This is a genomic window from Acidovorax sp. FHTAMBA (assembly GCF_038958875.1).
Lineage (GTDB): Bacteria > Pseudomonadota > Gammaproteobacteria > Burkholderiales > Burkholderiaceae_C > Acidovorax.
The window spans coordinates 108,038-121,990 of sequence record NZ_CP152407.1; the positions used below are offsets into that span (position 1 = coordinate 108,038).

Below are 13,953 nucleotides of genomic sequence, written 5' to 3' on the forward strand. Positions count from 1 at the left end.
CCGAGGCGCCCTTCGATAAGCGGTAGCTGAGATTATTTGCACTCGGCAGGGGCAAACCGAGCCGGAAGCGTACCAGCGGTTTGACCAACCGCCAACGGTGTTGCACCGACAGCAGCACAACGCCACTTAGCGGAATCTGCTGGTGGTGTAAAGGTTGCTGTACCAACAGGCAATGCGGTACCTGGCAGAGCGGCGCCCAAATAAGGCATGAGGGTCAGTGTACCGTTGCCTGCGTTAGCTGTGGTGGTAACGGTAATCAAACCAGTAGCAGGAGCAATAGTTACGCTAGTCAAATTCCGCGAAGCGGTTGGCGAAGTAAAGCCCAAGTTGTAACCTTGAGCAGATGCATTCGGGTTGCCAGAAGACAAAACATCCGCAACGTTAATTTTGGCCGCAGAAGCGGCTACGAGACCTTCAGTGACGCGAGCACGCACTGTGTAGTCTTGGTAGGCAGGTAGAGCCACAGCTGCCAAGATGCCAATAATCGCCACCACGATCATCAGTTCGATCAGGGTAAAACCTTGTTGCAGGGTACGCTTCATAAAATTCTCCTAGGAGCAGTTTGCATGTGAACACCTGTCGAACAATTCTTCAGGTTGCCAACCTATAAGCAGTTTGCGTGCCACCTTCCTTTCACTGCGTTTGCCCCCCCCGAAGCTTGCTTGCTTTGCTATCCCCTGGCCACAAAGTGCTGCAGTTGCTGCTTATGACAATTTTGTTCCATCATCATTGTCATTTACGGCATTTTGTTACAACTCGAAAATCTGCCCTGCTTCTAACCACCGTATGTCGTGCGCTCCGCCCCCGTCAAGCAGCGGCACTACATCGAACTGTCGAATCTCATCCATGATAAGTGCCGTTTCAGATGGCTTGGTGTGGGTTATGTAAATGGGAAAGGCTCGGTCTGCACGAAGCTGCGAGAGTTCTTGAGCGAGGGTGCTCGGTGAGAGATGCAGGCTCTTTGCTGCAAGTTGGCTCTCCCGGTTGCTGAAAGCCGTTTCAACAACCAGAAGAGATACCGGCACGGAGTTCACCCATGCCCAGAAGGCAGGGTTTTTGCCGGTGTCACCGCTGAAGACCCACCAGCCGGTGCCCCCACGGATTGCATATCCAACTGCTGGAACCGTATGTAATGCAGGCAGTGCCTCCACAAGTCGTGCCCCAATCGTTATCTGCTGGTTCACTGCAAGAGGGGCGTATTGAAGAAGCGGTTGAGCTGCGGTGGGGATGGTGCTGAAGTCCGGCCAGATAATGTTGTTAAACACATGGGCTTGCAGCGCTGCGATCGTTTCTGGCAGGGCATAGACCATCACTGGTGTAGCGCGCAGCGATGACACCGCATCCAGCATCAGTGGCAGCGCTGCAATATGGTCCAGGTGCGAATGGGTGAGAAACACATGGTCGATCTTGCGCATCTCGTCCAAGGTAAGGTCGCCAACGCCTGTACCCGCATCGACCAAGATGTTGGCATCGACAAGGAACGAGGTGGTCCGGCAGTCTTTGGCGATGGCGCCGGAGCAGCCCAGCACGCGAACCTTCATGGGCCAACCTGTCTATTTGGTGTCGAAATTGGTGGCGCCGTCCCATTCTGGATCGACGGCCTGCCCCTGGAGGGTTTGTACACGGGCGGCATACAGTTCGTAGAGGGTGGAGGGCGCGGTAGTTTGCTGTAAGTTCACCAGCAGTTTGCCGCATTGTGCCCAGTCCTGGGCGCGATAGGCGTCCAGGAAGTGTTTCCATATGGACAATTCCTCCACTTTGCGCGGCATTCCGGTCTGCAGCGGGGCAACTGGCGAATAGATAGCCACAGCCTGGGCTTTGCCCTTGACGCGCACCAAGTCCAGCTCTTGCCAGATGAAATCCGGTGCCTGGGCATGGGTGGATTCACTCACCACGGTGCGCACGCCATAGTGTTTGGACAGGCCTTCCAGGCGCGAAGCCAGGTTGACGGCGTCACCGATCACCGTGTAGCTGCGGCGAATGTCTGAGCCCATGTCGCCCACGCACATGGTGCCGGTGTTGAGCCCGATACCGATGCCAATTTCAGGGAGCCCACGTTCGCGGTTGGAGGCGTTGAACTGCTCGACCGCGCGCTCCATGTCCAGCGCGGCGTGCACTGCACGCTGGGCGTGCTCCTGCATGGGCACCGGGGCGCCCCAGAACGCCATCACGCAATCGCCCATGTACTTGTCAATGGTTCCCTGATGGCTGCGGATGATGTGGGTGAGCCGGCTGAAAACGTCGTTGAGCAGGGCCTGCAGCTGCAAGGGGTCCATTTGCTCGGACAGTGCGGTAAAACCCCGCATGTCGCAGAACATCACCGTGAGCTCGCGGCTGGCCGCCTGCATGCTGTAGTTTTCCGGCTGCTTGACCATCTCGTCCACCAACTCGGGGGGTACGTAGGTTCCAAACAGCGCAGCCAGTTCGCGCTTGGCCCGGCTTTCCACAAAGTAGCCGTAAACCATGTTCAGTGCGAAGGCAGCGAAGATTGACGCCCGCAAGCATGGCAACTACCGCCACACTGAGCAGCACTGCCCACGTGGCGGAAAGCAGGGGCAAGGCAATGGCCAAAAGGACGCCCGTGCAAAACAGTTGGGCGGCGTCAAAGCCCACTGCATAGTCCGGGCGGACGATGCTCTTGCCATCGAGAAACGCAGAAAGCATGTTGGCATGCGCTTCCACGCCCGGGTAGGTTCTGCCAACGGGTGTTACACGCAGATCGAGCAAGCCCGGAGTTGTCGAGCCGACGAGCAACAGCTTTCCCTGAAGACTGCTGGCAGGCAGCCTTCCATCCAGAACGTCGGATGCGGAGACATACCGGAATGACCCCCCATCCACATCGCCGGGACCGCGAAAGGGGATCAGCGTTGCAAGCTTGTCGTCCACCGGGAGCGCAAGCTCCCGGCCATGCTGGCGCAGCACAATGCTGCGCAGCGTATCGTGCGCGCCCTGGGGGTTGGCATTGACGTAGTCAGGGTGGATGTCGGGCAGCTCCAGCAGGGCACGAAACATCGCCAAGGCCAGCGACTCGTAGTATTTGCCCTGATACTCCGCGAGCAAGGGAAGTGATCGGACAACCCCGTCGTCATCGGTGATGGAGTTGAAGAAACCTGCCACTGGAACTGCACGCGCCAGTTCTTGGATGTTGCTCCCGTAGCCGCCCCAGGATGTTGCACGCAAGGGCAGGTCGCGAAGTCTCTCGGCGGGCAAGGCGGGCGCTGGTAAAGATCCTTTGGCTCTTCCGTCCCGGTCACTGGTGAAGTAATAGCCCAAAACTGCAGGCCGCCCTTGAAGGGCGCTGGCAAAGAGGGCGTCATAGTTCAGTGAGGGGGCCAGTTGCTCCAGCTGTTCGCGGAACCCCGCCTGGTCCCGCAAAGCCCCCTGTGCGAGGCGCTGGAGGTTGGGGAGGCCCGAGCTGCCGTCAGCTTCGGCAAAGAGGACGTCAAAGCCCACTACCGCCGCCTGCTGGCGTTCAAACAGTTCGTGCGCCAGAGCCGCCAGTTTGTCCCGCCCCCAGGGCCAGTGCCCGACGCGCTCCAGGCTTTCTTCATCGATGTCGACGATGACGATGCGCTCATCCAGCGTACGCGGCATGGTCGCGCGCAGCCGGGTGTCGTAAATGATGTTTTCCAGCCGCTCCAGCACCTGCAGATGCAGGGTGCCGGAAATATGCAGCAGGGCGAACGCCAAAGGGATCAGCGTCACCAGCATGCGCCGCCCATGTCGCCGCAACATTGGCCAAGGCTGCAGGGTCATGGTTTTTGGCGCGGTGTCCGGACGTGCCGCCCGCTGGGCGATCAGCCGTGCTCGAACTGCATCTCCGTGCCTGCCAACTCCAGCCGGTCTCCGTGCTTGAGCGGCACGGGCGACGCTCCGATGGATGCACCGTTGAGCAATGGCATTTCGGGGCCTTCAACGTGGGCCAGCACGAATCCCTGGTGGCGCTTGGTGATGGAGGCTACCGCTACACCCGGCTTGCCGATGGTGGTGACCACTTTTTGCAACGACACTTCGCGGCCGGCTGCGGCGCCCGACATCACCCGGATCACGGCCGAAATGGGTGCCGCAGCAGGCGCGGCAGCCAAGGGGGCGGGGCGCGAGGCCGTGGCCAAGGGCGGCACCATGCCCGGCTTGAAGATCATGGTCTTCTCGAAGTTCTGGCCTTCCGCTTCGTGCAGGAAGCGGATCTTGTACTTGCCCACTTCCACGGTATCGCCATTGCGCAGTTCCTGGCGCTTGACGGCCTTGGCGTTGACGTAGGTGCCGTTGGTGCTGCCCAAGTCTTCAATTTCCACGTCATCGCCCGTCATGTGGATGACGGCGTGCTCGCCACTCACCGCGAGGTTGTCGATCACAATGTCGTTATAGGGACGGCGACCGAGCGTGGTGCGCTCTTTGGTCAGCTGCACCTCCTTGATGACGACGCCGTCGATTGAAACGATCATTCTGGGCATGATCCACTCCTGATGTGATGAGTAATTGTTGTAGTCGGGGCCATTCAGGCGGCACCCAGCAAACGAGACATGAGGCCGCGCTTCTTGCCTGCAGCGGCCGCTTGCACCAGCAGCACACTGACATTATCACGACCGCCATTGGCATTGGCGGTCTCGATGAGCAGGGTTGCCTTTTCTTCGAGGGGCAGCGGGGCGCGCACCAGTTCCACCAGATCCGCGTCGGTGACCATGTCCGTGAGCCCGTCCGAGCACATCAGGAACAGGTCGTTCGGTGCCACCTGGAACTCGTTGACCTCCATCATCACGTTGGGCTCTACGCCCAGAGCGCGGGTGACAAGGTTGCGGTTGGAGGAAAGCGCGGCCTGTTGCGCCGTGAGAAGCCCCGCATCGACCTGCTCCTGCAGCCAGGAATGGTCGCGGGTGATCTGTTGCATCTTGCCGTCCCTGAGGCGGTAGCAACGCGAATCACCGATATGACCCAGGATCAGCCGGCTGCCATGAAACACACCGACCACCAGTGTGGTGCCCATGCCCGCGTACTGCGGGTTGGAAAGCGACGCGCCCAGAATGGCGTGGTTGGCGTTCTCGACGCAGATCTCCAGAGCCCGGCGCACGTCCGTGGATTGCGGCGTCGGGCCTGCCTGCCCCAGCCAGCGCGCCATTTCCGTGCGGATGAAGGTGGTGGCCATGCCGCTGGCCACTTCGCCTGCGTTGTAGCCGCCCATGCCGTCGGCGAGGATGGCCACCTGTGCCTCCCGGTCGACCGCCACCGCATCTTCATTGTTGGTGCGCACGCGTCCCTTGTCGGTTCGCGCAAAAAATTCGTAGGTCATGGATGTGGGTGCGAGCGTCATCGGGCGCCAGGTTTCGGCAGGGATGCTGCACCTCGTCCAGCGGGTGTCTCCATCACGGTTTTCTGAAAATCCGCCATTTCCTGCCCTGTTGCATCGCGGAGCGCATCATAGACGACTGCCCCCGGCCTGGGCGACCCCGCCTGTCCGTCCGCAGCGCCCGCCTGCCGCAGGTCGGCGGCGAATTGCCGACCCGTCTGGTAGCGGGCCTCCGGGCGCTTTTGAAGGGCAAGCGCCACCACGCGCGCCACGGCGGGCGGCAGCTCCGGACGGAGCTCGCGGATGTCCGGTGCGTCCACGGTGGCGATCTTGTGCATGAGCTCGGTCATGGATTCGCCACGCAAGGGCAACGAGCCGGTGAGCAACTGGAACAACATGACGCCCAGGGAGTACAGGTCGGACCGGCCATCCGCCTTTTTACCGGCCAGTTGCTCGGGTGACATGAAACTGGGGGTTCCCAGCACCAGACCCGTGCGGGTCTTGCTGGAGTCCGTAATGCGGGCGATTCCGAAATCCGTCACCTTGACGGCATCAGTGGCAGCGTCAAACATGATGTTGGCCGGCTTGATGTCGCGGTGCACCACCTGGTGTGCATGGGCGTAGTCCAGCGCGTCGGCCACGCGCGACACGATAGAAAGAACTGTGCCGACCGGCAACAGCTGCCCGGCGCGACACGCCTGCGTGAGGTCTGCGCCCTTGAGGAATTCCATGGCGATGTACGCCAGGTCGTGCTCCTCACCCGCATCGAAAATTGTGACGATGCAGGGATGCTGTAGGCGCCCTGCGGTTTCCGCCTCGCGGAAAAAGCGCGCCCGTGCATCAATGAGCGCCTCGCCCTCGAACTCCTCGCCGAGCGCCAGCGTTTTGATGGCCACCACGCGCCCGATCTTGGGATCGCGGCCCAAATACACCACCCCCATGGCACCCTTGCCGAGTTCCTTGTCGATCTGGTAGCGGCCCAGCATGGGCACGCCGGGAGCAGCGTCTCCGGGCAACCGCGCGCTGGTGGTGCCGGGCGGGACCGACGCTGGCGTACTGGAGGGCGTGGCTCCCGCCTCCTGGTGCAGTTGCGCCCGCACACGCCGGTAGCGCACGTAGGCATCCTTGAATTCGCGGTTGTGCTGCAGGATGTGCTTGTAGACCGACTTGGCTTTGGCAAGGTTGCGCTTGCGCTCGAAGTCCTGGGCCAGGTGGTAGAGGTTGTCCATCAGCGCATCGCTGGGTGGCACCCGGCGCAGGCGGTCAAAGGCCATGTCCAGCTGCCCTTGTCCCTGCAAGGCGAGCCCCATCATTCGATCGGTCTCTGCCGTTTCGCCAGAGGAGTGCGTGTGGGCTTTCGCCAGGGTCTGCAGCGTTGTGAACGCTCCAAATCCTGCCAGCAGGGCCAATGCGCCTGGCGCCACTGGCACCCACCACCCCGCATGGCGCAGAAGGGCCCAGCCCGTGGCCACCAGAAGTAGCAACAGCGAAACGCTCAGAACCCCGCCCACCCTGTGCGAAAGCCGGGGCAGCCCGAGTGCCACAAACATCAGCGCGCACAGCGCAATACCCCACGATACGCCCGCTGCCCATGCGGGCCGTTGCACCACCAAGCCCTGCCGTATCGCAGAAAGGGTGTGCGCAAGGACCTCCACCGGGTACAGGGTGCCCGCGCTCGTGGTCACCCGCGACTCCACCAGCGCGTCGCTGGTTTCGCCCACCAGAACCACCTTGTCCTTGAAACTGTGGGCGGGCACCTTGCCGTTGACCACGCTGGCGAACGACAGAACGGGAAACGCCGGCACACCGTCCTGCGCAGCATGAAAGCGCGGGCGCATGAAGGCCAAGTCATCCGTCGCAATGTTCAGCCCGCCGATGCGCACGGAGTTCGGCTCGGTCTGGGTGCTGAGCTGATCCTGGCCAAGATGAAGGCTGTGCCGGGCCACCAGCAGGGCCAAGGCAGGGATTCCCACGTTGTCGTACCGCAGGGCCAGCGGCACACGGCGCAGGCGTCCATCTTCATCTTCGACCAAGGTGTGGTGGCCCACACCCGCCGCCACCGATCCAAGGGCTGGCACGGGATACTGTGCCGATGTTGCGGCGAGCGCCAGGCTGGCAGGGTCAGGCAGCACGCTGCGGTGGGCATAGGCCGGCAGCGGCGCGCCAGCCCCGCCCGCCAGTGCATGGCGCGATGTCAGAAACACGTTGCCTGCCCGCTGGATGCTGGCCGCAAGGCGGGCGTCGGCATCCAGCGCCTTCTCCGCCTCGTCCACCGTTCGGGCAAGTTCCGCGGCCAACGGTGAGGGGTCTGCTGCGCGCACAAGGGTTTCGCGCATCTTTCGCAGATAGGCAAGACCCTGATCGGGCTGAGGCTGTGCAAGGGACGGCGTCAGTGCGATGGTCCGAGCGCCGGCTGAAGAGAGCTGGTCAATCAGCCGGGCATACAGGTCACGAGACCATGGCGGGCTCCCCAGAGAAGCCAGGCTGGCGTCATCGATGCCGATGACGGCAATTTCCGGCAACGGAGGCGGTGCAGTGATGCGGGTGGCGGCGTCATACACCCGGAAGTCCAGCCACTGAAGCACCCCAGTGGCCCCACACAGCGCAACCATGGCAGCAGCAGCCAGCGCGCCACGCAGCCCTTCGGTGCGCCCCCTGCCAAGCCACCGTACCGATCTTGTTCGTCCCACTTGCTGCTGTTCCACTCGCTGTATTGGTGGCACTTAAAAGCAATATTTACGCCGGGGCTGGCCGGGTGTGGTGCAGCGCGCGGGCAGCGGTGCAGACACACAGGCGGCAAGACGCACTGTGCCGTTCTTGTCGCATCCCGCAGCGGAACCGGAGGCCCATGCCATTTTTGTCACCGAAAGTAACAGGCATTGAAAACGGTCAGAAGCGAAAAAGCGTCCGCAACCTTGCGGTTGCAGACGCTTTTTCGTGGCTCCTACGGCCCCAACCCATGCCTTGCGGCGTGTCCAGAGCGGGTGAAGCGGGAGGCCCGGGGATTACTTGAGCTGTGCCTTGAGCAGCTTGCCCAGTTCCGAAGGGTTGCGGGTGATGATGAAGCCCGACTCTTCCATGATGGCCAGCTTGGCATCAGCCGTGTCGGCACCACCGGAGATCAGCGCGCCAGCATGGCCCATGCGCTTGCCGGGAGGGGCGGTCACGCCAGCGATGAAGCCTACGACAGGCTTCTTCATGTTGGCCTTGCACCACTGCGCGGCTTCGGCTTCGTCGGGGCCGCCGATTTCGCCGATCATGATCACGGCGTCGGTGTCTGGATCGTCGTTGAAAGCCTTCATCACGTCGATGTGCTTGAGACCATTGATGGGGTCGCCACCAATGCCCACAGCGCTCGACTGGCCCAGGCCCACTTCGGTCAGCATGGCCACGGCTTCGTACGTCAGCGTGCCCGAGCGGCTCACTACGCCGATACGGCCTTTGCGGTGGATGTGGCCGGGCATGATGCCGATCTTGATTTCGTCAGGCGTGATCAGGCCAGGGCAGTTGGGGCCCAGCAGCAGCGTCTTCTTGCCGCCGGCGGCTTCCTTGGCCTTCATCTTGTTGCGCACCATCAGCATGTCCTTGACCGGAATGCCTTCGGTGATGCAGATCGCCAGGTCCAGATCGGCTTCCACAGCTTCCCAGATCGCGTCCGCAGCGCCTGCTGGGGGCACGTAGATCACCGAGACGGTAGCGCCGGTCTGCTGGGCGGCTTCCTTGACGGAGGCGTAGATCGGGATATTGAAGATCGACTCGCCCGCCTTCTTGGGGTTCACGCCTGCCACGAAGCAGTTCTTGCCGTTCGCGTATTCCTGGCACTTTTCGGTGTGGAACTGGCCCGTCTTACCCGTGATGCCCTGGGTGATGACCTTGGTGTCTTTGTTGATGTAGATCGACATGTGTGTTCTCCGGGCTTACTTGACGGCAGCAACGATCTTGGTCGCAGCTTCGGCCATGGTGTCTGCAGCGATGATGGGCAGGCCGGACTCGGCCAGCATCTTCTTGCCCAGCTCTTCGTTCGTGCCCTTCATGCGCACGACCAGCGGCACGTTCAGGTTCACGGCCTTGCAGGCGGTGATCACGCCGGTGGCAATGGTGTCGCACTTCATGATGCCGCCAAAGATGTTGACCAGAATGCCTTCGACCTTGGGGTTCTTCAGCATGATCTTGAAGGCTTCAGTCACCTTCTCGGGGGTGGCACCGCCGCCCACGTCCAGGAAGTTGGCTGGCTCGCCGCCAAACAGCTTGATGGTGTCCATGGTGGCCATGGCCAGGCCCGCGCCGTTCACCAGGCAGCCGATGTTGCCATCGAGGCTGATGTAGGCCAGGTCGAACTTGGAGGCTTCCACTTCGGCCGGATCTTCTTCGTCCAGATCGCGGAAGGCCACGATTTCAGGGTGACGAAACAGGGCGTTGGCGTCAAAGTTGAACTTCGCGTCCAGGGCCATCAGGTTGCCCTTGGAGTCGCAGTTCAGCGGGTTGATTTCCACCAGCGACGCATCGGTATCCATGTAGCACTTGTAGATCTTGGCGAAGATGTCCACGGCCTGGTCGATCGAGGCGCCACTCAATCCGATGGCTGCTGCCACCTTGCGGCTCTGCGCTTCGGTGATGCCGGTCAGCGGGTCGATCATCTCGGTGATGATCTTCTCGGGCGTGGAGTGGGCCACTTCCTCGATGTCCATGCCGCCTTCGCTGGACGCGATCAGGGCGACCTTCTGCGTGGCGCGGTCGGTGACCAACGACACATACAGTTCGTTCTTGATGTCGGCGCCGTCTTCGATGTACAGGCGGCGGACCTTCTGGCCTTCGGCGCCGGTCTGGTGCGTGACCAGCTGCATGCCCAGGATTTCGCTGGCGCGGGCCTTCACGTCGTCAATGGATTTGGCCACCTTCACGCCACCACCCTTGCCACGGCCACCGGCGTGGATCTGGGCCTTGACCACCCACACGGGGCCGCCGAGCTTCTGGGCTGCTTCCACGGCTTCTTGCACCGTGAATGCGGGAATGCCACGCGGAACGGGCACACCAAAATTGCGCAAGATTTCCTTGCCTTGGTATTCGTGAATCTTCATGAGGTCTCTCTCAGGGAAGGGTGGTATTTACCCGTTTACCATGGACAACAAAATGTCTGGCCGCGGGCTGGGGACATGGCAACCGGCGACTGTATCATGTTGCAACGCACCATCCCTTGTGCCAAGCTTACAGGCGCATCCACCCCATAGCAGGAGCATTCCGATGTCCAGAATCTTTATTGATGGCGAAGCCGGCACCACGGGCCTGCAGATCCGTGAACGGCTGCAGGCCATGCCGCAGGTGGAGCTGGTGAGCATTGCGCCCGAGTTGCGCAAGGACCCCGCTGCCAAGCGCGACCTCATTGCGGGCGTGGATCTGGTGGTGCTGTGCCTGCACGACGATGCCGCGCGCGAGACCGTGGCCATGGTCGATGAGATCGAAAAGACCACCGGCCGCCAGGTCAAGGTGATCGACGCCAGCACAGCGCACCGCACGGCACCCGGCTGGGTGTTTGGCTTTCCCGAGCTCGCCGCAGGCCAGGCGCAAGCCGTGCGCGATGCGCTGCGCGTTTCCAACCCCGGCTGCTATTCCACCGGCGCCATCGCCCTGCTGCGCCCGCTGGTGGATGCAGGCCTCGTGCCCCATGATTTCCCGCTCGCGCTGCCCGCCGTCAGTGGCTATTCGGGCGGCGGACGCACCATGATCGAAGCCTATGAGCAAGGCCAGGCGGCGCCGTTCGAGCTGTATGCACTGGGCCTCGCGCACAAGCACCTGCCCGAAATTTTGAAATACACCGGGCTCACGCGCCGACCCATTTTTGTGCCGGCCGTGGGCAACTTCCGCCAGGGCATGCTGGTGCAGTTGCCGCTGCATCTGGATCTGCTGCCCGGCCAGCCCAAGGCCGCAGACCTGCACGACGCGCTGGCCTCGCACTATGCAAAGAGCAACACGCCCGCGCAATGGGTGAGCGTGCTGCCACCCACGGACGACGGCAAGCTCGAGCCCACCGCGCTGAACGACACCAACAAGCTGGAGCTGCGGGTGTTCAGCAACGAAACCCACCGCCAGGCCGTGCTGGTGGCGCGCCTCGATAACCTGGGCAAGGGCGCCAGCGGGGCCGCAGTGCAGAACCTGCAGCTGATGCTGGGCCTGTAAACCGACACGCCCTGCAATGGCAGGGCATGATTGCTATTGATTTAGTAGCTATTGGCGCTTGCTGGTAAAGCGCTAGCGGCCATTTTCACCCTTATTTTGGCGATCGCAGCCCCACAGGCTGCGCGGTCACAGGGCGTCGTCTTCCTCAGGCCCGCCGCCGCGCACCACGCGGCGCACCACATCGCCCGCGAACCCGCGCGCGGCCAGAAAGCGCATCTGCCGCGCCCGCTCCTTGGCGTCGTCGGCCACGCTGCCAAAGCGCTGGCGCCACACGGCGCGGGCGCGCTCCAGTTCGGTGGCACGCAGTTGTTCAGCAGTGGCGCGCACCAGGTCGTCATCCAGCCCCTTGCTGCGAAGCTCCTGCACCAGGCGCTGGGTGCCCAAGCGCGCGGCGCGGCGGTGCACCAGCGATTCGGCCACGCGATGGGCGTTGATGAAGTCCTTGGCCTGCAGGTCATCCAGCACCGCGTTGAGATCGTCGCCCTCCTGCACGTGGCGCGCCAGCTTGGTGGCCAACTCGGCGCGCGAATGTTCGCGTTGCGACAGCAGCCGCAGCGCGCGGCCCTTGAGGGAGAGGGTGCCAAAGCCCATCGCCTTTTGCTCTCATATAAGTAGCGGTTAGCGCTTTACCAGCAAGCGCCAGCGGCCCATTTCATCAAAACAGGCCGCGCATCCGCCTGCTTACTTGTTGTTGTCTTCCTTCTCGCCCTTGGCAACCTTGGCGGGCTTGTCGGCAGGGGCGGCTTCCAGGGCCGCGGGCAGCAGGGCAATGCCCAGGCTCTCGCGCACCTTGTTCTCGATCTCGCGGGCGAGGTCGGGGTTCTCGCGCAGGAACTCGCGGGCGTTGTCGCGGCCCTGGCCGATCTTTTCGCCGTTGTAGGCGTACCAGGCGCCGCTCTTTTCCACGATCTTCGCGTTCACGCCCATGTCGATGATCTCGCCCTCGCGGCTGATGCCCTCGCCGAAGAGGATGTCGAACTCGGCCGTCTTGAACGGCGGGCTCACCTTGTTCTTGACCACCTTGACCTTGGTTTCGTTGCCGATGGCCTCTTCACCCTTCTTGATGGTGCCGGTGCGGCGGATGTCCAGCCGCACCGAGGCGTAGAACTTGAGCGCATTGCCGCCGGTGGTGGTTTCGGGCGAACCGAACATCACGCCGATCTTCATGCGGATCTGGTTGATGAAGATGACCATGCAGTTGGTCTTCTTGATGGTGGAGGTCAGCTTGCGCAGCGCCTGGCTCATCAGGCGGGCCTGCAGGCCAGGCAGGCTGTCGCCCATTTCACCCTCGATTTCGGCCTTGGGCGTGAGCGCGGCCACCGAGTCCACCACGATCAGGTCCACGGCGCCCGAGCGCACCAGGCTGTCCACAATTTCCAGTGCCTGCTCGCCGGTGTCGGGCTGGCTGATCAGCAGGTCAGACAGCTGCACGCCCAGCTTCTGGGCGTATTGCACATCCAGCGCGTGTTCGGCATCGACGAACGCGCAGGTGCCGCCCTGCTTTTGCATCTCGGCAATGACCTGCAGCGTGAGCGTGGTCTTGCCCGACGATTCAGGGCCATAGATTTCAACCACCCGGCCGCGCGGCAGGCCACCCACGCCCAGGGCGATGTCGAGGCCCAGCGAGCCGGTGGAGACAACCTGGATGTCCTCGATCACCTCGCCTTCACCCAGGCGCATGATGGTGCCCTTGCCAAACTGCTTCTCGATCTGGGCGAGCGCGGCGGCCAGGGCCTTGGCCTTTTCGGTGTTCACTGGCAATGCCGGGTTGGTGCCTTTGACTGCGACGTCCATGAGAAAACTCCTTGAAAAACAACAGGTTGGATGCTTGCATCGCTCTGCGGTTAATCACAGGCTGGATGCTTGAACAGTAGTTTATGCGAGTGATGCAATCAAAACAAAGCGATATTTGGTCAGTTTGCCTGACAATTTACCATGACCGATTTTTCTCGCTCCGGCCTGCCTGCGGCGGCCGACGACGGCTGGCGGCAAACCCACCTGGGTCGCCTCATGGGCAGCGCGCTGCGCCGCTTCGACGCCCGGGTGCTGCAGCTCATGGCCCGCAATATCGAAGTGCCGCTGGCGCTGTCCAACCTGGCGGCACGTGACCAGGTGACGGCTGCGCACGTGCACATCACCCGCCACCTGGCCTTGCAGGGCGACCGGCTGACCGACCTGGCCCAGCGCGCGGGCATGACCAAGCAGGCCATGGCCCACCTGGTGGACCAGTGCGAGGCCTGGGGCCTGGTCACACGCGAGGCAGACGCGCTGGATGCGCGCGCGCGGCGCGTGCGCTTCACGCCCACGGGCCTGGCGTGGTTGCAGGCGTTTCACGATGCCGTCGCGCAGGCCGAGGCGGAGTTCCGCGATGAAGTCGGCGCCGAGGTGGCCACGGTGGTGGCCATCGGGCTGGAGGCCTACGCGGGCGGCGCCCCGCCCTGACCCGTCCGCAGGCACTACACAAGGGAATGCGCCATGGACGCCCGCTGGCGGAT

General features: G+C 62.6%; 11 protein-coding genes and 1 pseudogene. 2 read left to right on the top strand and 10 right to left on the bottom strand.

The annotated features are described in order from the left end of the window. Positions 1-32: 32 nt before the first annotated feature. The 8 genes and pseudogenes from AAFF19_RS00470 to sucC form a co-directional block, all read right to left on the bottom strand. On the bottom strand, positions 33-542 hold the full coding sequence (locus AAFF19_RS00470; RefSeq protein ID WP_342721048.1) for a pilin: 510 nt from the start codon (positions 540-542) through the stop codon (positions 33-35). 207 nt (positions 543-749) lie between these two features. Beyond that, positions 750-1,541, bottom strand: a complete 792-nt coding sequence (locus AAFF19_RS00475) for a 3',5'-cyclic-nucleotide phosphodiesterase (RefSeq protein WP_342721049.1) — start codon at positions 1,539-1,541, stop codon at positions 750-752. A gap of 12 nt (positions 1,542-1,553) precedes the next feature. Continuing rightward, positions 1,554-3,711 (bottom strand): annotated as a pseudogene (locus AAFF19_RS00480) (adenylate/guanylate cyclase domain-containing protein). Between the two features lie 86 nt (positions 3,712-3,797). Further along, a complete protein-coding gene (locus AAFF19_RS00485) occupies positions 3,798-4,454 on the bottom strand; it encodes an FHA domain-containing protein (protein ID WP_034693286.1) in 657 nt (218 codons plus the stop codon). A 44-nt stretch (positions 4,455-4,498) separates the two neighbouring features. Continuing rightward, complete coding sequence (locus tag AAFF19_RS00490) at positions 4,499-5,287, bottom strand: Stp1/IreP family PP2C-type Ser/Thr phosphatase (protein WP_085942508.1); 789 nt, start codon at positions 5,285-5,287, stop codon at positions 4,499-4,501. A gap of 17 nt (positions 5,288-5,304) precedes the next feature. After that, entirely contained in the window at positions 5,305-7,896 is a 2,592-nt protein-coding gene (locus tag AAFF19_RS00495; protein WP_342721050.1) for a serine/threonine-protein kinase, read from the bottom strand. Positions 7,897-8,289: 393 nt separating this feature from the next. After that, complete coding sequence (gene sucD / locus AAFF19_RS00500; protein WP_008903818.1) at positions 8,290-9,186, bottom strand: succinate--CoA ligase subunit alpha; 897 nt, start codon at positions 9,184-9,186, stop codon at positions 8,290-8,292. Between the two features lie 15 nt (positions 9,187-9,201). After that, the gene (gene sucC / locus AAFF19_RS00505; protein ID WP_008903817.1) at positions 9,202-10,362 is read right to left on the bottom strand and encodes an ADP-forming succinate--CoA ligase subunit beta; all 1,161 of its coding nucleotides are present in this window, start codon (positions 10,360-10,362) and stop codon (positions 9,202-9,204) included. Between the two features lie 163 nt (positions 10,363-10,525). Here sucC and argC point away from each other — a divergent pair, with 163 nt between their 5' ends. After that, complete coding sequence (gene argC / locus AAFF19_RS00510) at positions 10,526-11,458, top strand: N-acetyl-gamma-glutamyl-phosphate reductase (protein WP_008903816.1); 933 nt, start codon at positions 10,526-10,528, stop codon at positions 11,456-11,458. A 126-nt stretch (positions 11,459-11,584) separates the two neighbouring features. On the opposite strand, the gene recX is transcribed toward argC, so the two are convergent. Both recX and recA read right to left on the bottom strand, forming a co-directional pair. Then, the gene (gene recX, locus AAFF19_RS00515) at positions 11,585-12,049 is read right to left on the bottom strand and encodes a recombination regulator RecX (RefSeq protein WP_008903815.1); all 465 of its coding nucleotides are present in this window, start codon (positions 12,047-12,049) and stop codon (positions 11,585-11,587) included. A gap of 90 nt (positions 12,050-12,139) precedes the next feature. Then, positions 12,140-13,252 (bottom strand): recombinase RecA, encoded by a 1,113-nt coding sequence (recA, locus tag AAFF19_RS00520; RefSeq protein WP_008903814.1) that lies wholly within the window; start codon positions 13,250-13,252, stop codon positions 12,140-12,142. 141 nt (positions 13,253-13,393) lie between these two features. Here recA and AAFF19_RS00525 point away from each other — a divergent pair, with 141 nt between their 5' ends. Next, positions 13,394-13,900, top strand: coding sequence for a MarR family winged helix-turn-helix transcriptional regulator (locus tag AAFF19_RS00525; RefSeq protein ID WP_008903813.1), 507 nt, complete (start codon positions 13,394-13,396; stop codon positions 13,898-13,900). The last annotated feature ends 53 nt before the right edge of the window (positions 13,901-13,953 follow it).